This is a genomic window from Rathayibacter sp. AY1B5, from assembly GCF_002932795.1.
In the GTDB taxonomy this organism is placed as follows: Bacteria; Actinomycetota; Actinomycetes; order Actinomycetales; family Microbacteriaceae; genus Rathayibacter.
Genome location: NZ_PSWM01000001.1, coordinates 373108 through 397986, shown reverse-complemented (window position 1 = coordinate 397986; position 24879 = coordinate 373108). Strand labels below are relative to the sequence as shown.

The following is a 24879-nucleotide window of genomic DNA, read 5'->3' as shown; positions in this document are numbered from 1 at the left end:
CCCTCCGGAGCGTCGCGAGCGGATCTGTGGAGGGATCCGCCGGAGCGGGTCTAGCCGATCGCGTCGAGCCAGACCTTGCGGGCGTCGAGCGCCTCCTGAGCCTGGGCGATCGCGTCGCGGTCGCCGCGCGCTTTCGCCTCGTCGAGCTCGTCCTGGAGCTTCTGGATCGCGGCGGTCAGCTGCGAGGCGAGGCCCTCGGAGCGGGCCTTGCGCTCCGGGTTGCTCCGGTTCCAGTGCTCCTCGTCGAGCTTGCGGACGTGCGCCTCGACCTTGCGGAGGCGGTCCTCGACCGTGCGCACCTGCTCGCGCGGCACGCGGCCGACGGCGTCCCAGCGCTCCTGGATCGAGAGCAGCACCCGCTTGGCCTTCTCGCGGTCCTGCTCCTGCAGGAGCGGCTCCGCCTCCTCGAGGAGGGCGAGCTTGAGGTCGAGGTTCTCGGTGTACTCGACGCTCTCCTGCGCGACGATCTCGGCCTTGGCGCCGTAGATCGCGTCGCCGGCGGCCTTGAAGCGGGCCCAGAGCGCGTCGTCGAACCGCTTGCCGGCCCGGCCTGCGACACGCCAGCGCTCGAGGAGCGCCCGGTAGTCCGGGATGGCGTCCGCGCCCTGGGGCACCAGCGCCTCGGCCTGGTCGATCAGCGCCTGCTTGGCCTGCTTGGCCTCGCGGTGCGCGGAGTCGAGGTCGGCGAAGAACGCCTTGCGGTTCTGCTCGATCGTGGTGCGCGCACCGCGGAAGCGGCGCCACAGCTCGTTCGCGTCGTTCTTGGGAAGGCGCGGACCCTGCTGCTGGTGGTTCTGCCAGCGGGCGAAGAGGTCGTCGATAGCGGCGCTGGCCTGCTTCCACTGCGTCTTCGCCGGGTCGACCGCCGCCAGGGCCTCGGCCTCGGCGACGATGGCCTCGCGGTAGGCGAGGGCCTCGGACAGCGCGGCCTTGGACTCGGCCGCCTGCTGCTCGGTCAGATCCTCGACGGAGCCGCTCAGCGCGTCGACCCGGGTCTGCAGCGACTCGAGGTCGCCGACCGCGTTCGCCTGCGCGATGGCCGCGGACAGCGACTGCACCGTGCGTGCGACGTCTCCGGCGGGTGCGCCCCGCTTGGCGCGCTGCTCGAGCAGGGAGACCTGCCCGGCGAGCTCCGTGTACTTGCGCTCGTAGTAGGCGAGCGCCTCCTCGGGAGTCGCATCGGGGTACTGGCCGACCTCTCGCTCCCCGTCGCCGACGCGGACGTAGACCGTCCCGTCGTCGCCGACCCGTCCCCACGGCTGCTGGTCACTCATCGCTCGGAGCCTCACCTTGCTGTTCGATGTCGTGCTTCTCGGTGCCCGTCGCGTCGTCGGCCGGTGGGGCTCGACGGCCGGAGGGCCGAAGACCGCGCTCGGCCGCGAACGGGCAGTGACGACAAGCCTATTGCACTCCCCGCGCGGGCGGACCGTGACGACGCCGCGGGTGCGGCTACTGGACGGAGACGGACGTGATGGTCACGGGCTCGGCGGGTGCGCCGTCACTCGATCCGTCGGCCGTGCCCTTCGACACGACGTCGGCGACCAGCGCGTCCAGCCCCGAGGTGACCTGCCCGAGCACGGTGTACCCGCCGGCCGCGTCGGCGGGCAGGGTCGTGTCCTGGTAGACGACGAAGAACTGGCTGCCCTGGCTGTAGCCGTTGCCGCCCTGACGGGCCATCGCGATGGTCCCGGCCGGGTAGACGCCGTCCTCGGGCGCGTTCTCGACGGGGCCGTAGCTGTAGCCCGGTCCGCCGGTGCCGTCGCCGTTCGGGTCGCCGCACTGGAGGACGTAGAGGCCCTCGGTGGTGAGGCGGTGGCAGGAGACGCCGTCGTAGAAGCCGGACTGCGTCAGCGAGATGAAGGACGAGACGGCCTGCGGTGCGGCGGCGCCGGCGAGCGTGATGCCCAGCGGGTCCTCGCCGATCGTGAGCGTGCCCGTCCAGTCGCGGCCCTCGGCGATGTCCGAGGAGGGCACGTCGCCGGTGTTCTCGCCCGTCGCTTCGGGCGTCGGGGTCGAGGAGGAGGAGGGGGTCGGCGCGGCGACCGGCGTGCCGGGGCCGCCGGAGAAGTAGAGGATCTGGGCGACGACGGCGAGCCCGATCACGACGACGGCGGCGATCGCCGCGATCACGTTGTCGCGCACGCGCCGCTTCTGCCTCGAGCGGTGGAGGCTCTGACGGGCCTGGTAGGCCCGGAGCCGGGTGCGCGCCTCGCGGTCGTTCGACTTGCCCTGGGCCACGTGTTCCTCCGACGTCCTCGTCCGCGCGGCTTCGGCGCGGCGGCCCGCGCACGCAGGCCGCGTCGAGCCTACGAGAACCGCCGGAGGCGCGACAAACGCCGCTCCGTCGCGCCGAGCGGTCGGGCCGGGGATCTGTCGGAGGCCGTCGTTACGCTGGGGGCATGACCATGCAGCAGGCCGGACTCCGCTCCGGGGCGACTCCGCTCGCCGTGCGGATGCGGCCGCGCAGCCTCGAGGAGGTCGCCGGTCAGCGCCATCTCCTCACGCCCGGCTCGCCCCTGGTCGCCCTCGCCGCCGACACGACGGGGGAGCGGGGAGCGGTGTCCGTCGTCCTCTGGGGCCCTCCCGGCACGGGCAAGACCACGCTCGCGCAGGCGGTGGCCCACTCCAGCGGCCGCCGCTTCGTCGAGCTCTCCGCCGTCACGGCGGGCGTGAAGGACGTGCGGCAGGTGATGGAGGAGGCGCTCTCCACCCGCGACCTCTACGGCACGTCGACGGTGCTCTTCCTCGACGAGATCCACCGCTTCACGAAGGCCCAGCAGGACGCGCTGCTGCCCGGGGTCGAGAACGGGTGGGTCATCCTCATCGCGGCCACGACCGAGAACCCCTCGTTCTCGGTGATCGCGCCGCTGCTCTCACGCTCGCTCCTGCTGACCCTCGAACCGCTCAGCGACGACGACCTGGGCGTCCTGGTCGACCGCGCCCTGCACGACGAGCGGGGCCTCCGCGACTCCGTGACGCTGGAGGAGGAGGCCCGGGCGAGCATCGTGCGGCTCGCCTCCGGAGACGCCCGGCGGGCGCTGACCGCGCTCGAGGCCGCCGCCACCTCCGCCCGCTCGGAGGCCCGCGAGGCCGACCGGGTCGCCCGGGCCGCCGCCGCGGAGGACCCGGACGAGGAGGACGACGAGGAGGACGCTCCCGTCGAGGCGGTCGCCGAGGAGCCCGCGCTCCCCGTCATCACGACCGAGGTCGTCGCGCGCGCCGTCGACCGCGCCCTGCTGCGCTACGACCGCAACGGCGACGAGCACTACGACGTCATCAGCGCCTTCATCAAGTCCATCCGGGGCTCCGACGTCGACGCGGCGCTCCACTACCTGGCCCGGATGATCGAGGCGGGGGAGGATCCGCGGTTCATCGCCCGCCGCATCATCGTCTCCGCGTCCGAGGACATCGGCATGGCCGACCCGCAGGCGCTCGTCGTCGCGATCGCCGCGGCCGACGCCGTGCAGTTCATCGGCATGCCGGAGGGACGCATCCCGCTCGCCCAGGCGGTCGTGCACCTGGCGACCGCTCCGAAGTCGAACGCGTCCTACTCCGCCATCGACGCGGCCATCGCGGACGTGCGTGCGGGCCGCGCGGGGCGGGTCCCGCCGCACCTGCGCGACGCGCACTACCCCGGCGCCAAGAAGCTCGGCCACGGCAAGGGCTACCGGTACCCGCACGACGCCGACCTCGGCGTGCTCGAGCAGCAGTACCTCCCGGACCCGCTCCAGGGCGCGCGGTACTACCGGCCCACTGAGCACGGCAACGAGCGCGACGTCTCCGCGCGCGTGACGAAGCTCCTGCGCATCATCCGCGGCGACCGGGGCTGACCGCGCCGACCGCGTGCTCGCGGGACCCGCACAGGAGGCCGCGGCCTGATAGTCTTGCGAGGTTGCCCACCGCTCTGTAGCCGAGCGGAGCAGCACATCCCTCTGAATCGCGCAGCCCGCCACTGCGGTCACCCTTCCCCCGCACCCGCGGAGGACACGACCGCGGCGTCCGCCCTCCTCCCGGAGCCGGCGGTCGAGAGCTGCGACCGAACCTCTCAGACCTTGGAAGGACCACTGTGTCGACCACGTCCCGTACCCGTTCGAAGACGCGCCTCTCGCGCGCCCTCGGCATCCCCCTGACCCCGAAGGCCGCCCGCTACCTCGAGAAGCGTCCCTACGCTCCCGGTGAGCACGGCCGCTCGAAGCGCAAGGCCGACTCCGACTACGCGGTCCGCCTGCGTGAGAAGCAGCGTCTGCGCGCCCAGTACGGCATCCGCGAGAAGCAGCTCCGCATCGCCTTCCAGGAGGCGCGCCGCACCCAGGGCCTGACCGGTGAGAACCTGGTCGAGCTCCTCGAGATGCGCCTCGACGCCCTCGTCCTGCGCTCGGGCTTCGCCCGCACCACCGCGCAGGCGCGCCAGTTCGTCACCCACCGCCACATCATGGTGGACGGCAAGACGGTCGACCGCCCCTCCTTCCGCGTGAAGCCGGGCCAGGTCATCCACGTCAAGACCCGCTCCGAGGGCACCGAGCCCTTCCAGGTCGCCGCGGCCGGTGGACACGTCGACGTCCTCCCCAAGACCCCGGGCTACCTCGAGGTCGAGATCGACAAGCTGCAGGCGACGCTCCTGCGCCGCCCGAAGCGCGCCGAGGTCCCCGTGACCTGCGAAGTGCAGCTCGTCGTCGAGTACTACGCGGCCCGCTGAGTCCAGCCCCGCAGAGAAAGGCCCCGGTGTCCGCACCGGGGCCTTTCCCGTTCCCGGGGTCTCGGCGTGCGATCTGCAGGCACCTGCGCGACCTGCAGGCACCTGCGCGATCTACATGGAAAGGCGCGGTCTGCAGGGGAAGGCGCGATCTGCAGGCACCTGCGCGATCTGCATGGAAAGGCGCGATCTGCAGGGGAAGGCGCGATCTGCAGGGGATGCCGGGGTTTCGACTCCGATCATGTGGAAAAACAGGCGATTCGCCCTGCAGGACCTGCAGACGGCACCTCCGCCCCCTGCAGACGGCACAGCGCCCTGCAGACGGCACAGCGCCCTGCAGACGGCACAGCGCCCTGCAGACGGCACACCCGCGCCCTGCAGACGGCACACCCGCGCCCTGCAGACGGCACATCCGCCCCGTGCAGAAGGCACGGCGGCCAGGCACGGTCACCTGCAGACGGCACGGCGTCTCGGCACGGACACCTGCACACGGCACGGTCACCTGCAGACCGCACGGACACCTGCACACGGCACGGTCCCCTGCAGACCGCACGGACACCTGCACACGGCACGGTCCCCTGCAGACCGCATGGACACCTGCACACGGCACAGGCACCTGCAGATCGCACGCGGGGACCCGGCGCGCACGCCCGCTCGCAGCCCGTCGGTAGGCTGGAGTGCCGCGCTGGGCGGCATCGAACGGAGGTCACCGTGACCGGTGGAGACATCGCAGGGCTCATCGCCGCGGGGGTGTTCGCGATCCTGGTGGCGATCACCGCCGTCCCGCTCTGGAAGCTCGGACGCGTCTTCGACAGCACGAGCGAGGCCATCAAGCAGGCCGGCGACGGCCTGACGCCGATCCTCGACGAGTCGGCCTCCACCCTCCGCGAGGCCAACCACCAGCTGGCCCGGGTGGACACGATCACGAAGGACGTCGCCGAGGTCACCGGCAACGTCAACGCGCTCGTCGCCCTCACGGCCGCGACCGTCGGCGGTCCGCTCATCAAGCTCGCCGGCTTCACCGCCGGAGTCCGCGCCGTGCTCGTCGCCGGACGCACGGCCGACAAGGCCGGAGCCGCGGTCGGCCGCTCCGCCGCGAAGCGCACGAAGCGGCCGCGCTCGAAGTAGCGCCGCGCCCGCGCCCTAGAATCGAACGGGTCGTCGCGCCGCCGCGGCCGCCCCGCCGCTGTGGAAGGACACCCCGTGAAGAACATCCTCCTGATCGTCATCGGGATCGGCCTCGGATTCGCGGTCGCCCACCAGGTCTCGCGCACCGAGGCGGGCGCCCGGCTCTTCGCCGACATCAACCGCACCGCGAAGGAGCTCGGCGAGGCCGTCTCCGAGGGCTACCACCAGCGCGAGGCCGAACTGAAGGCCGCCATCGGCGAGGGCTGACGCCCCGCCGCCCGACATCCGCGTCGTCACCGACCGAACCGTAACGGAACCCATGCAGACCGCAGACATCCGCAACCGCTGGCTCGACTTCTTCGGGAGCCGCGGCCACACCGTGGTCCCCTCCGCCTCCCTCGTGAGCGAGGACCCGAGCCTCCTCTTCACCGTCGCCGGCATGGTGCCGTTCGTGCCCTACCTCACCGGAGTGGTCCCCGCGCCGTTCCCGCGCGCGACCAGCGTGCAGAAGTGCATCCGCACCAACGACATCGAGGAGGTCGGCAAGACGCCGCGTCACGGCACGTTCTTCCAGATGAACGGCAACTTCTCCTTCGGCGACTACTTCAAGGAGGGGGCGATCGGCTACGCCTGGGAGCTGCTCACCGGCGCCGAGAGCGACGGGGGACTGGGCTTCGACGAGAAGGACCTCTGGGTCACCGTCTACAAGGACGACGACGAGGCGATCGCCCTCTGGAAGACGATCGCGGGACTGCCGGACGAGCGCATCCAGCGCCTGGACAAGGACACCAACTACTGGTCGACCGGCCAGCCCGGCCCCGCCGGGCCCTGCTCCGAGATCTTCTTCGACCGCGGCCCCGCCTACGGGATCGACGGCGGCCCGGCGACGGACGACGACCGCTACGTGGAGATCTGGAACCTCGTCTTCATGCAGTACCTCCGCGGAGAGGGCACGAGCAAGGTCGACTTCGACATCCTCGGCGAGCTGCCGCGCAAGAACATCGACACCGGCATGGGCCTCGAGCGCGTCGCCTTCCTCAAGCAGGGCGTCGAGAACATGTACGAGATCGACCAGGTCCGGCCGGTCCTCGACCGCGCCGCCGAGCTCTCGGGGCGCCGCTACGGAGCCGTCCACGAGGACGACGTCCGCATGCGCGTCATCGCCGACCACGTGCGCTCCTCGCTGATGCTGCTGTCGGACGGCGTGACGCCGTCCAACGAGGGGCGCGGCTACATCCTCCGCCGCCTGATGCGCCGCACCGTGCGCGCCATGCGCCTGCTCGGAGTGGACACCGCGACGTTCCCCGAGCTCTTCACCGCCTCGCGCGACGCGATGGCATCCGCCTACCCCGAGGTGTCCACCGAGTTCGAGCGCCTCTCGACCAGCGCCTACGGCGAGGAGGAGGCGTTCCTGCGCACCCTCGCGGCCGGCACCGAGATCCTCGACCTCGCCGTCCTGAAGACGAAGAAGGCCGAGTCGCCGACGCTGCCGGGAGACACCGCGTTCCTCCTGCACGACACTTTCGGATTCCCGATCGACCTCACCCTCGAGATCGCCGAGGAGTCGGGCCTGACGGTCGACCGCGAGGCGTTCGACTCCCTCATGACCGCGCAGCGGACGCGGGCGAAGGCGGACGCGAAGTCGAAGAAGTCGGCGCTGGCCGACCTCTCGGTCTACGCCGACTTCCGCGCCCACGGCGAGACGCTGTTCACCGGCTACGACGTGCTCGACACCGAGACGCGCATCCTCGGCCTCATCGTCGGCGGGCACTCCGTCACCAAGGCGGTCGCGGGCGACATCGCGGAGGTGATCCTCGAGGCGACCAGCCTCTACGCGGAGTCCGGCGGCCAGGAGGCCGACGCGGGCCGCATCGTCGGCTCCGGCTTCGACCTCGAGGTCCTCGACGTGCAGAAGCCCGTCAAGGGGCTCATCAGCCACAAGGTCCAGGTCGCCAGCGGCGAGGTCGGAGTGGGCGACGCCGCCACCTCCGTCGTCGACCGCGACTGGCGCCGGGGCGCCACGCAGGCCCACTCGGGCACGCACCTCATCCACGCCGCGCTGCGCCAGGTCCTCGGCCCGCAGGCACACCAGTCCGGCTCGTACAACAAGGCGGGCTACCTGCGCCTGGACTTCTCGTGGAACCAGGCCCTCTCACTCGAGACCCGCAGCGAGATCGAGGAGATCGCCAACACCGCGATCCGGGACAACCTCGAGGTCGTCACGCGCGAGCTCCCGATCGACGAGGCGAAGGCGCTCGGCGCGATGGCCCTCTTCGGCGAGAAGTACGGCGACGTCGTCCGCGTGGTCGACATCGGCGGGCCCTGGTCGCGCGAGCTCTGCGCGGGCACCCACGTCGGGCGCTCGTCCGAGGTCGGCGTGATCAGCCTGGTCAGCGAGTCCTCGGTCGGATCGACGAACCGCCGCGTCGAATCGCTCGTGGGCCGCGAGGCCTTCCAGGAGCTCGCCGCCGAGCGCGCCCTCGTCAGCACGATCTCGTCCTCGCTGAAGACCCCGCGCGAGCAGCTGCCCGAGCGGATCGGCGAGCTCGTCGCGAGCCTCAAGGCCGCCGAGAAGCGGATCGCCGCGTTCGAGGCCAAGGCCCTCTCCGACCGGGTGCCCGCCCTCGCGGCGACCCGCCGCACAGTGGGCGGCACGACCGTCGTCGCCGAGAACATCGGCACCGCGGGATCGACCGACGAGCTGCGCTCCCTCGTGACCTCCGTCCGCGAGCGGCTCGGCCAGGAGCCGGCCGTCGTCGCGCTGGCCGCCGACGTCTCGGGCAAGCCCGCCGTGATCGTCGCCACCAACCAGGCCGCCCGCGATCAGGGCCGCCGCGCGGGTGTGCTCGCCAAGCGCGCCGCCGGGATCCTCGGCGGCGGCGGAGGCGGCAAGGACGACCTCGCCCAGGGCGGCGGCTCCGACGTCTCCGCCATCGGCGCGGCACTCGAGGCCGTGGTCCAGGAAGCGACCAGCTGAATGGGCCGGTTCGGCGTCCGGCTCGGCATCGATGTGGGCCGAGCCCGCATCGGGGTCGCCCGGTGCGACGCCGACGGCCTGCTCGCGGTGCCCGTCGAGACGGTCCCGCGGGCGGGCACTGACGGCGGATCCTCGGACGTCTCCCGGATCGCGCACCTCGCCGCCGAGTACGATGCCCAGGCGATCATCGTCGGACTGCCGCTGTCGCTGTCGGGGGCCGAGACGGCCTCGACGGAGGACGCGCGCGGATTCGCTCGGCTGCTCGCCGAAGCGGTCCCCACCGCTCCGGTGCGGCTCGTCGACGAGCGGCTGTCGACGGTCACCGCCCAGAGCGCCCTGCACCGCTCCGGACGCACCACCCGCGGCTCCCGAGCCGTGATCGACCAGGTCGCCGCCGTGGTGATCCTGCAGCACGCCATCGATTCCGAGCGCTCGGCCGGCACCCCGGCCGGAGTCCTGCTCGAACCGAACGAAGGACCTCCTCGTGACCGACGTCCCCCCGAGCCGCCGCGACGCCCGCGCCGCCGAGCAGTCGCAGCCGACTCCGCCCGACCCGACTCCGGAGCAGCAGCCCGCGCCGACTGAGGCGCACGATCCGCTGGGCCGCCTCTTCACCGGGCCCGACGTGCCCGAGCCCCGCGGCCGCGACGACGCCGCCGCGTTCGACCCGGACGCGCGCCCGAAGCGGCGCCGCGCGGCTCGCGCGACCGGCGGCGCGAAGAAGCGCCGCAGCCGCCGCGGGCTCATCGGCGGGCTCCTGGCCTTCGGCGTCTTCGCCGCGCTCGTCGCCATCGCCGTGACGATCTTCCTCGAGCCCGTGCGCGGCCTGTTCGCCGAGCCCGAGCCGACCGACTTCACCGGCACCGGCTCGAGCGAGGTGCTGTTCACGATCCACCAGGGCGACGGCGGCAGCGACATCGCCAACAACCTCGTCTCGGACGGGGTCATCAAGTCCTACGACCCGTTCTACGACCTGCTCCTCGCCCAGAGCCCCGAGCCCGTCTTCCAGCCCGGCGCCTACTCGCTCAAGGCCGAGATGAGCGCCAAGGCCGCACTGTCGGCGCTGCTCGACTCCGAGTCGACCCGCCTCGCGAACACCTTCGTCATCCCCGAGGGGACGGCCCTCAAGGAGGCGCTGCCGCTCATCGCCGACGGCACCGGGGTCGCGCTGACGGACCTCGAGGCGGCCGCCGCCGACTGGGGCTCGTTCGGACTCCCGGCCGGCGCGACGAGCCTCGAGGGGTTCCTGTTCCCCGCGACGTACGACATCGACCCGTCGACGCCCGCGCACGACATCCTGAAGACGCTGGTCGACCGGATGTACCAGGCGCTCGACCAGGCCGGCGTGCCGGTGGACGACCGCTACCGCGTCGTCGTGTTCGCCTCCCTCGTGCAGCGCGAGGCCCGCGTCGCCGAGGACTTCCCGAAGGTCGCGCGCGTGTTCCAGAACCGTCTCGACCAGGGGTGGCGCCTGCAGTCGGACGCGACCGTGGCCTACGGGACCGGCGCGACCGACCGCGTCTCGACGACGGACGCCGAGCGGAACGACGCCGGCAACGTCTACAACACCTACCAGCGCGACGGACTGCCGCCCGCGCCGATCTCGAACCCGGGCGACGTGGCGATCGACGCGGTCATGCACCCCGCGGACGGCACCTGGATGTACTTCGTCACGGTGAACCTCGAGACGGGCGAGACGGTTTACTCCACCACCGACGCCGAGCACAACGCGGCCGTCGACCAGTGGCAGGCCTGGATGCGGGACCACCCGGAGTACCAGTGACGGCCGCCGGGTACCGCCTCGCGGTCCTCGGCGCGCCGATCGCGCACTCGAAGTCGCCCGCGCTGCACGCGGCCGCCTACCGGGTGCTCGGACTCGACTGGAGCTACCGTGCCGTCGAGACGACCGAGGAGACCCTCGCCGAGGTCGTGTCCGGCGAGCCCTGGCACGGCCTGTCGCTGACCATGCCGCTCAAGCACGCGGTGCGTCCGCTGCTGGCCGAGGAGGACGCGGTCGCCCGGGTCACCGGCGCGGTCAACACCGTGCTGGTCGACCGCTCCGGCCCGGCACCCCGCCTCCGCGGCTTCAACACCGATGTCGCGGGCATCGTGCGGGCCCTCGCCGAGGCGGGCGTCGTCTCGGCGGAGCGCGTCCAGGTGCTCGGCGGGGGAGCGACCGCCGCCTCCGCCCTCGCCGCCGCCGCCGGACTGGGTGCGGCGCGGGTCGACCTCGTCCTGCGGACGGCGTCGAGGGCCGCCGAGCTCGCTCCGCTCGCGGAGTCGCTCGGCGTCTCGCTCTCGGTCCACTCGTTCGGCGACTGGTCCACCGGAGCGCCCCTGGTGATCTCGACGCTCCCGGGCGGAGCAGCGGACAACCTCGACGTCCCGGACGCGGCGGTCGCGGGCTCCACCCTGTTCGACGTGGCGTACTCCCCGTGGCCGAGCGCGCTCGCCCGGCGCTGGGAGCAGGGCGGCTCCCCGGTCGTCTCGGGGCTCGGGATGCTGCTCCACCAGGCCCTCGTGCAGGTGCGGATCTTCGTCGGCGGCGACCCGGCCCTGCCTCTCGAACGCGAGGACGAGGTGCTCGCCGCGATGCGCCGAGCCGTCTCGGCGGGCCCGGCGCACTGACCTCGTGTGCCAGAATCGGAGGATGCTCCGTTGGCTCACGGCCGGGGAATCCCACGGTCCCGAACTCGTCGCCGTCCTCGAAGGACTGCCGGCGGGCGTCCCCGTCTCCCTCGACGACATCCGCGCCGATCTGGCGCGCCGGAAGCTCGGCTACGGCCGCGGGGCCCGGATGAACTTCGAGCAGGACGAGCTGACGATTTCCTCCGGCGTCCGGCACGGAGCGACGATGGGCAGCCCCATCGCCCTGCGCATCGGCAACACGGAGTGGCCGCGCTGGGTCGACGTCATGTCGGCGGAGCCCCGCGACCCCGAGAGCCTGCCGAAGGGCCGCGGAGCCGCGCTCACCCGTCCCCGCCCGGGCCACGCCGACCTCGTCGGGATGCAGAAGTACGGCTTCCCCGAGTCCCGCAACGTGCTCGAGCGCGCTTCCGCCCGCGAGACCGCTGCCCGCGTCGCCCTCGGCGCCGTCGCCCGCCGCTTCCTCGGCGAGCTCGGCATCGCGCTCGTCAGCCACACGCTCGCCATCGGGCCGGTCCGCGTGCCCGAGGGCTCGCCGCTGCCCGAGCCGGCAGATGTCGCCGCCCTCGACGCGGACCCGTTGCGGTGCCACGACGCCGCGACCAGCGCCCTCATGGTGGCCGAGGTGGACCGCGCCCACGACGACGGCGACACCCTCGGCGGCGTGGTCGAGGTCCTCGCGTACGGCCTCCCGCCCGGACTCGGCTCCTACGTGCACTGGGACCGTCGCCTCGACGCCCAGCTCGCGGCGGCACTGATGGGCATCCAGGCGATCAAGGGCGTCGAGGTCGGAGACGGCTTCCTCACCACCACCCGCCGCGGCTCGGAGGCGCACGACGAGCTGTTCCAGGCCGCCGCCGGGATCTCCCGGTCCAGCGACCGGGCCGGCGGCACCGAGGGCGGGATGAGCACGGGGACCGTGCTGCGGGTCCGCGCCGGCATGAAGCCGATCGCGACCGTGCCGCACGCCCTGCGCACCGTCGACGTCGCCACGGGTGAGGCGGCGGGCGCCCACCACCAGCGCTCCGACGTCTGCGCGGTGCCGGCGTCGGGCGTCGTCGCGGAGGCGATGGTCGCCCTGGTGCTCGCGAACGCCGTGCTCGAGAAGTTCGGCGGCGACAGCGTCACCGAGACCCGCCGCAACCTGCAGGGCTACCTCGCCGCCGTCCCCGACGAGCTCCGCACGGCCGCCGCGAGCGACCCGGGTCTCGGGCTCGCCTGATGGCCGCGTCCTCGGCGGCCCGCTGATGGCGGGTCACGATACCGGCGCGGCCCGCGCCCGCGTCGTCCTGATCGGCCCGATGGGGGCCGGCAAGACGACGATCGGCAAGCGGGTCGCGAAGGCGCTGAGCGCCGGGTTCGTCGACTCCGATGCGGAGTTCGTGCGCACCCACGGCCCGATCGCCCCCTACTTCGACGCCCACGGCGAGCCGGCCTTCCGCCGGGAGGAGCGCCGCGTCGTCGAGCGCGCCGTCCGCCGCGACGTCGTGCTGAGCCTCGGCGGGGGAGCGGTGCTCGATCCCGCGACGCGCGCCGACCTCGCCGACGTGCCCGTCGTTCTTCTCACCACCACGGCCGAGGCCGTCCGCGACCGGCTCGGCTCCGGCTCCCGCCCTCTGGTGCGCGGCGGGGTCGGCGACTGGGTCCGCATCTTCGACGAGCGGCGCCCGGTCTACGAGTCCCTCGCGGACACCGTGGTCGACACCTCCCGGCGGCCGATCACCCTGATCGCCGCCGAGATCGCGGAGTGGGTGCGCGCGCAGCGCTCCTCCGCCACCCCTGCACCATCGGACCCGGCGGCCACGAGCCGCCCGAGCGGAAGACAGTCATGAACGACGGCACCACCGCCATTCCCGTCGCCGGAGAGAACGGCTACGACATCCACGTCGGGCGCGGACTCCTCGACGGCCTCGCCGACGCGATCGGCCCCCGGGCCGCGAAGGTGCTCATCGTGCACCCGCCGACCCTCGCGGTCCTCGCCGCCGAGATCCGCGAGAGCCTGCTCGAGCGCTACGAGGTGCTGCTCGCCGAGGTCCCGGACGCCGAGGCCGCGAAGCGCGTGGAGGTCGCGGCGTTCTGCTGGCAGGTGATGGGGCAGTCCGACTTCACCCGCACGGACGTGGTCGTCGGCTTCGGCGGCGGCGCGATCACCGATCTGGCCGGCTTCGTCGCCGCCACCTGGCTCCGCGGGGTCGACCTGGTGCAGGTGCCGACCACGGTGCTCGGGATGGTCGACGCGGCCGTCGGCGGGAAGACCGGCATCAACACGGCCGAGGGCAAGAACCTCGTCGGCGCTTTCCACGCGCCGCGGGCGGTCGTCGCCGACCTCGACGTGCTGACCAGCCTCCCGCGCAACGAGATCCTCGCCGGCTTCGGCGAGATCGTGAAGTACGGGATGATCGCCGAGCCGCGCATCCTCGACATCATCGAGTCCGACATCGACCTGGCCACCGACCCGACGTCGGAGGAGTTCCGCAGCCTGGTCGAGCTGTCGATCGGGATCAAGGCGCGGGTCGTCGGCGAGGACTTCACCGAGAAGGGCCTGCGCGAGATCCTGAACTACGGGCACACCCTCGGGCACGCGGTCGAGCACGCCGAGCGGTACCAGTGGCGCCACGGCGCGGCGGTCTCCGTCGGGATGATGTTCGCGGCCGAGCTCTCGCGCCTGACCGGATCGCTCAGCGACGCGGTCGTGGACCGCCAGCGCCGGGTCCTCGAGTCGCTGACCCTGCCGACGAGCTACCCGCTCGGCCGGTGGGAGACGCTCCTCGCCGCCATGCAGCGCGACAAGAAGACCCGCGCGGGGATGCTGCGCTTCGTGGTCCTCGACGACATCGCGCGGCCGAGCATCCTGCAGGGTCCGGAGACGTCGCTGCTGTTCGCGGCGTACCAGGAGATCGGGTCGTAGCTCCGGCTGAGCAGGAGCCCTCGCCGGGGCGGCGCCGTCAGCCTCCGCCCAGGGCCGCCCTTCGCGCCTGGGCGTACTCGGCCTCGGTGATCGTTCCCGCCGCTCGCAGCGCCTCCAGCTCGGCGAGCCGGTCCGCGAGCGGGCGGGCGGAGCCGGGACCCTCGCGGGCGAAGCGGGCCGCGACGTCGGTCCGCAGGGTCAGCGGATCCACTCCGAGCGAGCGCGCCCGGCGCACGTTCACGACGATCAGCACCACGACGAGCACGATCACGACGGCGATGACGATCGGCACGGCGGTGAACGCGATCGAGTACCAGGGCGGCACGACGATGTCGGCGGGAACGGTGTCCATGTGCTCCTCCTCGGGGTCGGTCCTCCACCGTCTCGCGCTCCGGCGGACCGGTGGGGCGATTCGCACGCGGCGTCCAGACTCCTCTGCCGACGGGGCCGCGTCGACTACACTCGACGGGTCAGCCGGACCGGCCGATATCGCCGCGCCCGCGTACCGGGCTCGCCGGCGCAGACTTCCACCGAAACGGATCCCCCTTCGCATGGCCTCTACCACCGACATCAAGAACGGCACCGTCCTCAGCATCGACGGCCAGCTCTGGAACGTCATCGACTTCCAGCACGTCAAGCCGGGCAAGGGCGGCGCCTTCGTCCGCACGAAGATGAAGAACGTCCTCACCGGAAAGGTCGTCGACAAGACCTTCAACGCGGGCGCCAAGATCGACACGGCCAACGTCGACCGCCGCGACTTCCAGTACCTCTACCGCGACGGCGCGGACTTCGTGTTCATGGACACCAGCGACTACGACCAGATCACCGTCCCCGAGGCGGTCGTCGGCGACGCGGCGAACTTCATGCTCGAGAACCAGAACGTGACCCTCGCCCTGCACGACGGCGACCCCCTCTACATCGACCTCCCCGCCTCGGTCGTCCTCGAGATCACCTACACGGAGCCCGGCCTCCAGGGCGACCGCTCGACCGGCGGCACCAAGCCCGCGACGGTCGAGACCGGCTACCAGATCCAGGTCCCGCTCTTCCTCGAGCAGGGCACGAAGGTCAAGGTCGACACCCGCACGGGCGACTACCTCGGCCGCGTCAGCTGAGCCGGGCCTCCCGTGAGTGCTCGCACGAAGGCGCGCAAGCGCGCCCTCGACATCCTCTACAACGCCGACGTCCGGCAGATCAGCTTCGCCCAGTCGCTGCGCGCCGAGGCCGAGCGGGCGGCGAACGAGCCGGCTCGTGAGGCCTCGTGGCTCTACGCCCGCGAGATCGTCGACGGAGTCATCGACCACGCCGACGAGATCGACGAGCTGATCGCCCGCCTCGCCCAGGGCTGGACCCTCTCGCGCATGCCGCTGGTCGACCGCGCGATCCTCCGGATCGGGGTGTGGGAGATCCTGCACAATGACGCGGTCCCCGACGGCGTCGCGATCTCCGAAGCCGTCGAGGCCGCGACGTCGCTGTCGACCGACGACTCGGCGGGCTTCATCAACGGGCTCCTGGCCTCGGTCGCGGAGTCCCGCACGACGGCCTGACCGCTACGAGACCGTCCTCGGCCCGCCGGATCCCCGTGATCCGGCGGGCCGAGGACGTTCCCGGGGGCCCGTCCGGCGGGGTGCGCGACTGCCCCTATACTCGACACGGCTTTTCCTTTAACAGCCGTCCTGTGAGGCGGGGAAGGAGGTCGGTGTGACGGCACGAATCGTGCTCAACGGCGCTGACATCACGCGAGCGCTCACGCGCATCGCCCACGAGATCCTCGAGTCGAACCGCGGCCCCGAGTCGCTGGTCATCCTCGGGATCCCCACGCGCGGCGTCGCCCTCGCGCGGCGCATCGCCGAGACGATCGCGCGGATCGAGCCGGACGCGGCCCCCGTCTTCGCCGGCTCCCTCGACGTGACGATGTACCGCGACGACCTCTCCCGGCACCCGGTCCGCACCCCCGCTCGCACCGCCGTCCCCGCGAGCATCGACGGCCGGACCGTGGTCCTCGTCGACGACGTCCTCTTCTCGGGCCGCACCATCCGCGCCGCCCTGGACGCCCTCAGCGACATCGGGCGTCCGCGAGCCGTGCGGCTGGCCGCGCTGGTCGACCGCGGGCACCGCGAGCTCCCGATCCGGGCCGACTTCGTCGGCAAGAACCTTCCGAGCAGCCTGAGCGAGCGGATCAACGTCCGGCTCGTCGAGACGGACGGCGAGGACCTGGTCGCGATCGAGTCGCACGCCACCGGCGAGGAGGCGGCTCCGTGAAGCACCTGCTCTCGACCCGCGACCTCGACCGCGCGAGCGCGATCGCCCTCCTCGACATCGCCGAGGACATGGCGGACGTGCAGAACCGCGAGGTCAAGAAGCTCCCGACCCTGCGCGGGAAGACCGTGGTCAACCTCTTCTTCGAGGACTCCACCCGCACGCGGATCTCGTTCGAGGCGGCGGCGAAGCGGCTCTCGGCCGACGTCATCAACTTCAGCGCGAAGGGCTCCAGCGTCTCGAAGGGCGAGAGCCTGAAGGACACCGCGCAGACGCTCGCCGCGATGGGCGCCGACGGCGTGGTCATCCGCCACAGCGCCTCCGGAGCTCCCGCGGTGCTGGCCGCGAGCGGCTGGATCGACGCGTCGATCCTCAACGCCGGCGACGGGACCCACGAGCACCCGACCCAGGCGCTCCTGGACGCGTTCACCATCCGCCGGCGCCTGCACGGCGCGTCCGCGTCCCGGGGCAAGAGCCTCGACGGCGTCGCGGTGACCATCGTCGGCGACGTCCTGCACTCGCGCGTGGCGCGCTCGAACGTCTGGCTGCTGACGGCGCTGGGCGCCGAGGTCACCCTGGTCGCTCCGCCGACCCTCGTGCCTGTCGACACGCGCGACTGGCCCGCGACCGTCCGCTTCGATCTGGACGAGGCGATCGACACCGGGCTCCCCGACGTCGTGATGCTCCTGCGCATCCAGCTCGAGCGGATGTCGAGCGGGTTCTTCCCCAACGGCCGTGAGTACGCGCGGATCTGGGGCCTCGACGACGAGCGGCTCGCCCGGCTGGGTCCGGATACCATCGTCATGCACCCCGGACCCATGAACAGGGGCGTCGAGATCTCCTCGGCGGCCGCCGATTCGAGCCGCTCCACGGTGCTCGAACAGGTCACGAACGGAGTGTCCGTCCGGATGGCCGCGCTCTACCTGCTGCTGTCCGGCGAACGGGAGGTCCACTGATGAGCACTGCCCAGCAACGCCCGAGCACGGCGACGGAGCGGATCCTGATCTCGGGAGCGACCCTCGCCGACGAGTCGACCGCCGACCTGCTGATCGACGGGGGCGTGATCGTCGAGATCGGCGCTGACCTCGACTCGAGCGGGGCCCGCGTGATCGACGCCGACGGCCTGCTGGCGCTGCCCGGCCTGGTCGACCTGCACACCCACCTCCGCGAGCCGGGGTTCGAGCAGAGCGAGACGATCCTCACCGGCACGCGCGCTGCGGCCGCGGGCGGCTTCACCGCCGTCTTCGCGATGGCGAACACCTCGCCGGTGCAGGACACCGCGGGCGTGGTCGAGCAGGTCCAGAGCCTGGGCGAGGACGCCGGCTACGCGACGGTCCGCCCGATCGGTGCGGTGACCGTGGGGCTGGCGGGGGAGTCGCTCGCCGAGCTCGGCGCGATGGCCCGCAGCCGTGCTGCCGTGCGGGTCTTCTCGGACGACGGGAAGTGCGTCTCGGACGCGCTGCTGATGCGGCGCGCGCTCGAGTACGTCAAAGCGTTCGACGGAGTCGTCGCCCAGCACGCGCAGGAGCCGCGGCTCACCGTCGGCGCGCAGATGAACGAGGGCGCCGTCTCCAGCGCCCTCGGGCTGCAGGGCTGGCCCGCCGTGGCCGAGGAGGCGATCATCGCGCGCGACGTGCTCCTCGCCGAGCACGTGGGCTCCCGCCTGCACGTCTGCCACGTCTCGACGGCGGGCTCGGTCGACGTCATCCGCTGGGCGAAGGCCCGGGGGATCGACGTGACCGCCGAGGTCACCCCCCACCACCTGCTCCTCACCGAGCAGGCCGTCGCCGGCCAGGACGGGCCGAGCTACGACGCCCGCTTCAAGGTGAACCCGCCGCTGCGCCGCGACGAGGACGTGCTCGCCCTCCGCGAGGCCCTCGCCGACGGCACCATCGACATCGTCGCCACCGACCACGCGCCGCACCCGGTGGAGGCGAAGGACTGCGAGTGGGACGCCGCGGCGTTCGGCATGGTCGGCCTCGAGAGCGCGCTGAGCGTGGTGCACGCCGCTGTCGTCGAGGACGGCCGGATGAGCTGGTCCGACGTCGCGCGCGTGCTCTCCTCCGCGCCCGCCCGCATCGGCCGGCTCGACGGCTACGACCAGGGCCTCGCCGTCGGGGCCGCCGCGAACCTCGTGCTCTACGACCCGGAGGCGCGCCGCCGCTTCTCGGCCGGGGACCTGCGCGGTCGCAGCGGCAACTCCCCGTACCTCGGTCGCGAGCTGCCGGGCCGCGTCGTCGCCACTCTCCACCGGGGCTTCCCGACCGTGCTGGACGGCGAGCTCGTCGACGCGGCGGTCGTCGCCGCGTCCGCGAAGGCCTCCCGTGGATAGGGCCGCGATCACGATCGTCATCGCCGCGGTCGTCGTCCTCGTCTTCGTCGGCATGCTGCTCTCCTGGCGCAAGCGGCGCCGCCGCTCGGCCGCCCTCGCGCCGGAGCCCGTGCCCGCGTCCTCGCTGGGTGCCGAGGTCGAGCGCGTCGACCTGCCGTACGTGGCCACGACCCGCTTCGAGCAGCCGCTCGAGCGCGTCGTGCTGCCCGGGCTCGGCTTCCGCGGCAACGCGGTGCTGCGCCTCCACGAGCGCGGCGTCGTGATCGCCCCCGTCGGCGAGCGCGAGACGGTGATCCCGGCCGCCCTCCTGCGCGGAGCGGGCCAGGGCAGCTACGTGATCGACCGCGTCGTCGAGGAGGGCGGCCTGCTCGTGATCTCCTGGTCGCCCCGCGGCGACGAGACCGTCGACAGCTACCTCCGTGTGGCCGAGCCCGCCCTCCGGGCGCACCTGGTCGTCGAGCTGCAGCGCCTCGCCGGCCCCCGTTCCTCCCCCTCCCACCCCGGAGCCGCCGACGGCGGCCCCGACACGACCCAGAAGGGCTCCTAGTCCGTGCCAACGACACGCCTCAGCACCGAACCCACCGCCGTCCTCGTCCTCGAGGACGGACGACGATTCCGGGGACAGGCCTACGGCGCCCGAGGCCGCACCCTGGGCGAGATCGTCTTCGCCACCGGCATGACCGGCTACCAGGAGACGCTGACCGACCCGAGCTACGCCGGCCAGATCGTCGTGCAGACCGCGCCCCACATCGGCAACACCGGGACCAACGACGAGGACATGGAGTCGCGCCGCATCTGGGTCGCCGGCTACGTCGTCCGCGACCCCTCCCGCGTCGTCTCCAACTTCCGCGCGCAGCGCTCCCTCGGCGACGACCTGGAGTCCGACGGCATCGTCGGGATCTCCGGCGTCGACACCCGCGCGATCACCCGCCACATCCGCTCGGCCGGCTCGATGCGCGCCGGCGTGTTCTCCGGCGAGGACCTCGCCCTCCCCGAGGAGGAGCAGCTCGCGCTGGTCCTCGGCGGCCGGCAGATGCAGGGGCTCAACCTCTCCTCCTCGGTCTCGACCGACGAGCAGTACACGGTCCCCGCCCGCGGCGAGCGCGTCGGCTCGGTCGCGGTGATCGACCTGGGCGTGAAGACCTCGACGGTCACCTACCTCGCGGAGCGCGGCTTCGACGTGCACGTGCTGCCCGAGTCGGTGACCGCCGAGCAGGTGCTCGCGCTCGACCCGTCCGCGCTCTTCTTCTCCAACGGCCCCGGCGACCCCGAGGCCTCGGACCGCCACGTCGAGCTTCTGCGCACCACCCTGCGCGCCGACCTGCCGTTCTTCGGCATCTGCTTCGGCAACCAGCTGCTGGGGCGCGCGCTCGGCTTCGGCACCTACAAGCTCCCGTTCGGGCACCGCGGGATCAACCAGCCGGTGCTCGACAAGCTCACCGGCCGCGTGGAGATCACCTCGCAGAACCACGGGTTCGCCGTGGACGCGCCGATCGAGGGCGAGCTGGACTCGCCCGAGGGCTTCGGGCGCGTCGAAGTCAGCCACTACTCCCTCAACGACTCGGTCGTGGAGGGCCTGCGCTGCCTCGACATCCCCGCCTTCTCGGTGCAGTACCACCCGGAGGCGGCGGCCGGCCCGCACGACTCCAACCACCTCTTCGACCGCTTCCGCGAGATGGTCGTGCAGCGCACGGCCGGGCGCCCGGCCTCGGAGCCCACCGACATCCCCACGACCAGCAGCATCGGAGAGCAGAAGTAATGCCGCGCAGGGAAGACATCCAGAGCGTCCTGGTCATCGGCTCCGGCCCGATCGTCATCGGACAGGCCGTCGAGTTCGACTACTCCGGCACCCAGGCGTGCCGAGTGCTCCGCGCCGAGGGGGTGCGCGTCATCCTCGTCAACTCCAACCCGGCGACGATCATGACCGACCCCGACTTCGCCGACGCCACCTACGTCGAGCCGATCACGCCCAAGGCGATCGAGGCGATCATCGCCAAGGAGAAGCCGGACGCGATCCTGCCGACCCTCGGCGGGCAGACGGCCCTCAACGCGGCCATCCAGCTGCACGACCTCGGGATCCTCGAGAAGTACGGCGTCGAGCTCATCGGCGCGAGCTTCGAGGCGATCAACCGCGGCGAGGACCGCCAGATCTTCAAGCAGCTGGTGCTGGACGCGGGCGCCGACGTCGCGAAGTCCTACATCGCGCACACCGTCGACGAGGCGATCGAGTACGCCGAGGACCTGGGCTACCCCCTCGTCATCCGCCCGTCGTTCACCATGGGCGGCCTCGGCTCCGGCTTCGCCTACACCCGCGAGGAGCTGGTGCGGATGGTCGGCGACGGCCTGCACCAGAGCCCCACCACCGAGGTGCTCCTGGAGGAGTCGATCCTCGGCTGGAAGGAGTACGAGCTCGAGCTGATGCGCGACACGGCCGACAACACGGTCGTCGTCTGCTCGATCGAGAACGTCGACCCCGTCGGCGTGCACACGGGCGACTCGATCACCGTCGCACCGGCGCTGACCCTCACCGACCGCGAGTACCAGAAGCTGCGCGACATCGGCATCCGGATCATCCGCGACGTGGGCGTGGACACCGGCGGCTGCAACATCCAGTTCGCGATCGACCCGGCGGACGGCCGGATCATCGTGATCGAGATGAACCCGCGCGTCTCCCGCTCCTCCGCCCTCGCCTCCAAGGCGACCGGCTTCCCGATCGCCAAGATCGCCGCGAAGCTCGCCATCGGCTACCGCCTCGACGAGATCCCGAACGACATCACCAAGGTGACCCCGGCGAGCTTCGAGCCGACGCTGGACTACGTCGTCGTGAAGGTCCCGCGGTTCGCGTTCGAGAAGTTCCCCGCCGCCGACAAGACGCTGACCACCACCATGAAGTCGGTGGGCGAGGCGATGGCCATCGGCCGCAACTACGCGCAGGCGCTGCAGAAGGCGCTGCGGTCGCTCGAGAAGCGCGGGTCGTCGTTCCACTGGGGTGCGCAGGAGCGGTCGGTGGAGGAGCTCCTCGAGATCGCGAAGACCCCGACCGACGGCCGCATCGTGACGGTGCAGCAGGCGCTGCGGCTGGGCGCGACCGTCGAGCAGGCGTTCGAGTCCACGAAGATCGACCCCTGGTTCCTCGACCAGATCGTGCTGATCAACGAGATCGCCGACCTGGTGCGCGAGCACGACGGTCTCGACGCCGGGCTCCTCCGCCTGGCGAAGGACCACGGCTTCTCGGACGCTCAGATCGCCGAGCTCCGCGGGCTCGACGAGGCGGAGGTCCGCCGCACCCGCCACGCGCTCGACGTGCGCCCGGTCTACAAGACCGTCGACACCTGCGCGGGCGAGTTCCCCGCGCTCACTCCGTACCACTACTCCTCCTACGACGAGGAGACGGAGGTCGTCGCCGCGGACCGCCGCAAGGTCGTCATCCTCGGCTCCGGCCCCAACCGCATCGGCCAGGGCGTCGAGTTCGACTACTCCTGTGTGCACGCCTCGTTCGCGCTCTCGGACGCGGGCTTCGAGACCATCATGATCAACTGCAACCCCGAGACGGTCTCGACCGACTACGACACCTCGGACCGCCTCTACTTCGAGCCGCTGACGCTCGAGGACGTGCTCGAGGTCATCCACGCCGAGTCGCAGTCCGGCGAGCTCGTGGGCGTCGTCGTGCAGCTGGGCGGCCAGACCGCGCTCGGGCTCGCCGCGGGCCTGGAGGCGGCCGGCGTGCCCATCCTCGGCACGACCCCCGCGAACATCGACCTCGCGGAGGAGCGCGGCGCCTTCTCGCGCATCCTCGACGAGGCGGGGCTGCTCGCTCCGCGCAACGGCACGGCCACCGACCTCGACGGCGCCCGCGAGGTCGCGGTGGAGATCGGCTACCCGGTCCTCGTCCGTCCGTCGTTCGTCCTCGGCGGGCGCGGGATGGAGATCGTCTACGGCACTCCCCAGCTCGAGGACTACTTCGAGCGGATGGCCGGCGAGGGGATCATCGACGAGGCGCACCCGCTGCTGGTGGACCGCTTCCTCGACGACGCGATCGAGATCGACGTCGACGCGCTCTTCGACGGTGAGCAGCTCTACATCGGCGGCGTGATGGAGCACATCGAGGAGGCCGGCATCCACTCCGGCGACTCGGCCTGCACGCTCCCGCCGGTGACGCTGGGTCGCCGCCAGATCGACCAGGTGCGGGAGGCGACCCTCGCGATCGCGCAGGGCGTCGGCGTCCGGGGACTGCTCAACGTGCAGTTCGCGATCGGCCAGGGCGTGCTCTACGTGCTCGAGGCGAACCCCCGGGCCTCGCGCACCGTGCCGTTCGTGTCGAAGGCGCTGGGGATCCCGCTCGCGAAGGCCGCCTCGCGCCTGATGGTCGGCGAGACCATCGCCGCACTCAAGGCCGAGGGCCTGCTCCCCGAGCGCGACGGCTCCGACGTCCCGATGGACTCTCCCATCGCGGTGAAGGAGGCGGTCCTGCCGTTCAAGCGCTTCCGCACCAAGGAGGGCCAGATCGTCGACTCGCTGCTCGGGCCCGAGATGCGCTCCACCGGCGAGGTCATGGGGATCGACCGCGACTTCCCGCGCGCCTTCGCGAAGAGCCAGGACGCCGCGTACGGCGGCATGCCGACCGGTGGGACCGTCTTCATCTCGGTCGCCGACCGCGACAAGCGCTCGATCGTCCTGCCCGCGCTGCGCCTGCGCCAGCTCGGCTTCGACATCCTCGCGACCGAGGGCACGGCCGAGGTGCTGAACCGCAACGGCATCCAGGCCCGCGTGGTCCGCAAGTACAGCGAGGCCGCCGAGGGCGACGCGCCCTCGATCGTCGAGCTGATCGCCCGCGACGAGGTCGACGTGGTGATCAACACGCCCAGCGGAGGAGCGACCCGCGCCGACGGCTACGAGATCCGCGCCGCCGCGGTCGCCGCGGACAAGCCGCTGTTCACCACGATCGCTCAGCTCGCCGCCGCGGTCGCCTCGCTCGACGCGGCGAACGAGCCGTTCGAGGTGACGAGCCTGCAGGACTACGCCCTGCGCCGCGCGGAGCGCACCGCGTGAGCGGCGGCGCGGCGGGCACCGCCTCCTTCGGCTCGCGCCTCGAGGCGGCGTTCGCCGCGCACGGCCGGCTCTGCGTCGGGATAGACCCGCACGCGTACCTGCTCGACGCGTGGGGCCTCGCCGACGACGCGGCCGGGCTCGAGAGCTTCGGCCGCACGGTCGTCGAGGCGGCGGCCGGCCGCGTGGGCGTCGTGAAGCCGCAGATCGCGTTCTTCGAGCGGCACGGCTCGGCGGGCTACGTCGCGCTCGAGCGCGTGCTCGCCGACGCCCGCGAGGCCGGACTGCTGGTGATCGCCGACGTCAAGCGCGGCGACATCGGCACCAGCGTCACCGCCTACGCCGAGGCGTGGCTCCGGCCGGGCTCGCCGCTCGAGGCGGACGCCATGACCGCAGCGGCCTACCAGGGGCTCGGCTCCCTCGAGGGGATGCTGAGCCTCGCCGAGGAGGCGGGCAAGGGCGTGTTCGTCCTCGCGGCCACCTCCAACCCCGAGGCCCGCCCCGTGCAGCGCGCACTCGTGCAGGACGGCGGCCGGGCGGGTTCCACCGTGGCACGCGCGGTCGTGGCGGACGTGGCATCCTGGAACGACGCTCACGCTCGCGCGTCGATCGGATCGGTCGGCGTGGTGCTCGGCGCCACGGTCGCCCTGGGCGACTTCGGCATCGGCATCGACGAGCCGCTGCACCCCGCACTCCCGGTGCTCGCGCCCGGCTTCGGCCACCAGGGCGCGGCCGTCGCGGACGCTCAGCAGCTGTTCGGCGCGCTGAGCGCCGCCACCATCGTCAGCGAGTCGCGCAGCGTGCTCGGCGCCGGCCCCTCGGGGATCGCGGCCGAGATCACCCGCCGCGCGACCGACATCCAGGAGACCCTTGTCCGCTGAAACCGTCAGCCC

At 72.3% G+C, this 24879-nt stretch carries 22 protein-coding genes and 1 pseudogene; 20 read left to right on the top strand and 3 right to left on the bottom strand.

The genetic code is table 11. The features are described from left to right. Window positions 1–50 precede the first annotated feature (50 nt). Entirely contained in the window at window positions 51–1274 is a 1224-nt protein-coding gene (locus tag C5D44_RS01815; protein WP_104224762.1) for a DUF349 domain-containing protein, read from the bottom strand. 175 nt (window positions 1275–1449) lie between these two features. Beyond that, window positions 1450–2238, bottom strand: coding sequence for a peptidylprolyl isomerase (locus C5D44_RS01810; RefSeq protein ID WP_104277672.1), 789 nt, complete (start codon window positions 2236–2238; stop codon window positions 1450–1452). 161 nt (window positions 2239–2399) lie between these two features. On the opposite strand from C5D44_RS01810, the gene C5D44_RS01805 reads away from it, so the two are divergent. The 11 genes and pseudogenes from C5D44_RS01805 to aroB all read left to right on the top strand — a co-directional run bounded on the left by C5D44_RS01805 (window position 2400) and on the right by aroB (window position 14352). Continuing rightward, window positions 2400–3830: a replication-associated recombination protein A gene (locus C5D44_RS01805; RefSeq protein ID WP_104280655.1), complete on the top strand. Its 1431-nt coding sequence runs from the start codon at window positions 2400–2402 to the stop codon at window positions 3828–3830. Between the two features lie 236 nt (window positions 3831–4066). Further along, entirely contained in the window at window positions 4067–4696 is a 630-nt protein-coding gene (gene rpsD, locus C5D44_RS01800; RefSeq protein ID WP_068210518.1) for a 30S ribosomal protein S4, read from the top strand. A 708-nt stretch (window positions 4697–5404) separates the two neighbouring features. Further along, complete coding sequence (locus C5D44_RS01795) at window positions 5405–5821, top strand: DUF948 domain-containing protein (RefSeq protein ID WP_104277674.1); 417 nt, start codon at window positions 5405–5407, stop codon at window positions 5819–5821. Between the two features lie 75 nt (window positions 5822–5896). Continuing rightward, window positions 5897–6088, top strand: coding sequence for a hypothetical protein (locus tag C5D44_RS01790; RefSeq protein WP_104225329.1), 192 nt, complete (start codon window positions 5897–5899; stop codon window positions 6086–6088). Window positions 6089–6140: 52 nt separating this feature from the next. Continuing rightward, window positions 6141–8798, top strand: coding sequence for an alanine--tRNA ligase (gene alaS / locus C5D44_RS01785; protein WP_104280654.1), 2658 nt, complete (start codon window positions 6141–6143; stop codon window positions 8796–8798). Then, a pseudogene (gene ruvX, locus C5D44_RS01780) lies at window positions 8799–9272 on the top strand (Holliday junction resolvase RuvX); the annotation flags it as partial. Window positions 9273–9282: 10 nt separating this feature from the next. After that, window positions 9283–10581, top strand: a complete 1299-nt coding sequence (gene mltG, locus C5D44_RS01775) for an endolytic transglycosylase MltG (protein WP_181118419.1) — start codon at window positions 9283–9285, stop codon at window positions 10579–10581. After that, window positions 10578–11426: a shikimate dehydrogenase gene (locus C5D44_RS01770; RefSeq protein ID WP_258065276.1), complete on the top strand. Its 849-nt coding sequence runs from the start codon at window positions 10578–10580 to the stop codon at window positions 11424–11426. Before mltG ends, C5D44_RS01770 begins: the two co-directional genes overlap by 4 nt. A gap of 22 nt (window positions 11427–11448) precedes the next feature. Next, window positions 11449–12666, top strand: a complete 1218-nt coding sequence (gene aroC / locus C5D44_RS01765; protein ID WP_104280650.1) for a chorismate synthase — start codon at window positions 11449–11451, stop codon at window positions 12664–12666. A 25-nt stretch (window positions 12667–12691) separates the two neighbouring features. Next, entirely contained in the window at window positions 12692–13276 is a 585-nt protein-coding gene (locus C5D44_RS01760; RefSeq protein WP_104280649.1) for a shikimate kinase, read from the top strand. Further along, on the top strand, window positions 13273–14352 hold the full coding sequence (aroB, locus tag C5D44_RS01755; RefSeq protein WP_104224752.1) for a 3-dehydroquinate synthase: 1080 nt from the start codon (window positions 13273–13275) through the stop codon (window positions 14350–14352). The genes C5D44_RS01760 and aroB overlap by 4 nt, the downstream gene beginning before the upstream one ends. Window positions 14353–14389: 37 nt before the next feature. On the opposite strand, the gene C5D44_RS01750 is transcribed toward aroB, so the two are convergent. Further along, window positions 14390–14704, bottom strand: coding sequence for an SHOCT domain-containing protein (locus C5D44_RS01750; protein WP_104277681.1), 315 nt, complete (start codon window positions 14702–14704; stop codon window positions 14390–14392). A 199-nt stretch (window positions 14705–14903) separates the two neighbouring features. Between C5D44_RS01750 and efp the strand changes: the two genes are divergently transcribed. The 9 genes from efp (at window position 14904) to pyrF (ending at window position 24867) form a co-directional block, all read left to right on the top strand. Further along, window positions 14904–15464: an elongation factor P gene (efp, locus tag C5D44_RS01745; RefSeq protein ID WP_068210208.1), complete on the top strand. Its 561-nt coding sequence runs from the start codon at window positions 14904–14906 to the stop codon at window positions 15462–15464. 12 nt (window positions 15465–15476) lie between these two features. Beyond that, window positions 15477–15896, top strand: a complete 420-nt coding sequence (nusB, locus tag C5D44_RS01740; RefSeq protein ID WP_104224751.1) for a transcription antitermination factor NusB — start codon at window positions 15477–15479, stop codon at window positions 15894–15896. A gap of 154 nt (window positions 15897–16050) precedes the next feature. Further along, window positions 16051–16611, top strand: a complete 561-nt coding sequence (gene pyrR, locus C5D44_RS01735; protein WP_104277682.1) for a bifunctional pyr operon transcriptional regulator/uracil phosphoribosyltransferase PyrR — start codon at window positions 16051–16053, stop codon at window positions 16609–16611. Beyond that, window positions 16608–17564: an aspartate carbamoyltransferase catalytic subunit gene (locus C5D44_RS01730; RefSeq protein WP_104277683.1), complete on the top strand. Its 957-nt coding sequence runs from the start codon at window positions 16608–16610 to the stop codon at window positions 17562–17564. The genes pyrR and C5D44_RS01730 overlap by 4 nt, the downstream gene beginning before the upstream one ends. Continuing rightward, the gene (locus C5D44_RS01725) at window positions 17564–18940 is read left to right on the top strand and encodes a dihydroorotase (protein WP_104280648.1); all 1377 of its coding nucleotides are present in this window, start codon (window positions 17564–17566) and stop codon (window positions 18938–18940) included. The genes C5D44_RS01730 and C5D44_RS01725 overlap by 1 nt, the downstream gene beginning before the upstream one ends. After that, window positions 18933–19487 (top strand): hypothetical protein, encoded by a 555-nt coding sequence (locus C5D44_RS01720; protein WP_104280647.1) that lies wholly within the window; start codon window positions 18933–18935, stop codon window positions 19485–19487. The genes C5D44_RS01725 and C5D44_RS01720 overlap by 8 nt, the downstream gene beginning before the upstream one ends. A 3-nt stretch (window positions 19488–19490) precedes the next feature. Continuing rightward, window positions 19491–20699, top strand: a complete 1209-nt coding sequence (gene carA / locus C5D44_RS01715; protein WP_104280646.1) for a glutamine-hydrolyzing carbamoyl-phosphate synthase small subunit — start codon at window positions 19491–19493, stop codon at window positions 20697–20699. Next, window positions 20699–23989, top strand: a complete 3291-nt coding sequence (gene carB / locus C5D44_RS01710; protein ID WP_104277685.1) for a carbamoyl-phosphate synthase large subunit — start codon at window positions 20699–20701, stop codon at window positions 23987–23989. The genes carA and carB overlap by 1 nt, the downstream gene beginning before the upstream one ends. Beyond that, on the top strand, window positions 23986–24867 hold the full coding sequence (gene pyrF / locus C5D44_RS01705; protein ID WP_104280645.1) for an orotidine-5'-phosphate decarboxylase: 882 nt from the start codon (window positions 23986–23988) through the stop codon (window positions 24865–24867). The genes carB and pyrF overlap by 4 nt, the downstream gene beginning before the upstream one ends. The last annotated feature ends 12 nt before the right edge of the window (window positions 24868–24879 follow it).

Excerpts from the sequence above, each read along its gene's own strand:
- C5D44_RS01815 (WP_104224762.1), bottom strand. The coding sequence starts at position 1,274 with ATGAGTGACCAGCAGCCGTGGGGACGGGTCGGCGACGACGGGACGGTC.
- C5D44_RS01805 (WP_104280655.1), top strand. The coding sequence starts at position 2,400 with ATGACCATGCAGCAGGCCGGACTCCGCTCCGGGGCGACTCCGCTCGCC.
- alaS (WP_104280654.1), top strand. The coding sequence starts at position 6,141 with ATGCAGACCGCAGACATCCGCAACCGCTGGCTCGACTTCTTCGGGAGC.
- aroC (WP_104280650.1), top strand. The coding sequence starts at position 11,449 with ATGCTCCGTTGGCTCACGGCCGGGGAATCCCACGGTCCCGAACTCGTC.
- C5D44_RS01760 (WP_104280649.1), top strand. The coding sequence starts at position 12,692 with ATGGCGGGTCACGATACCGGCGCGGCCCGCGCCCGCGTCGTCCTGATC.
- aroB (WP_104224752.1), top strand. The coding sequence starts at position 13,273 with ATGAACGACGGCACCACCGCCATTCCCGTCGCCGGAGAGAACGGCTAC.
- C5D44_RS01750 (WP_104277681.1), bottom strand. The coding sequence starts at position 14,704 with ATGGACACCGTTCCCGCCGACATCGTCGTGCCGCCCTGGTACTCGATC.
- efp (WP_068210208.1), top strand. The coding sequence starts at position 14,904 with ATGGCCTCTACCACCGACATCAAGAACGGCACCGTCCTCAGCATCGAC.
- C5D44_RS01725 (WP_104280648.1), top strand. The coding sequence starts at position 17,564 with ATGAGCACTGCCCAGCAACGCCCGAGCACGGCGACGGAGCGGATCCTG.
- carB (WP_104277685.1), top strand. The coding sequence starts at position 20,699 with ATGCCGCGCAGGGAAGACATCCAGAGCGTCCTGGTCATCGGCTCCGGC.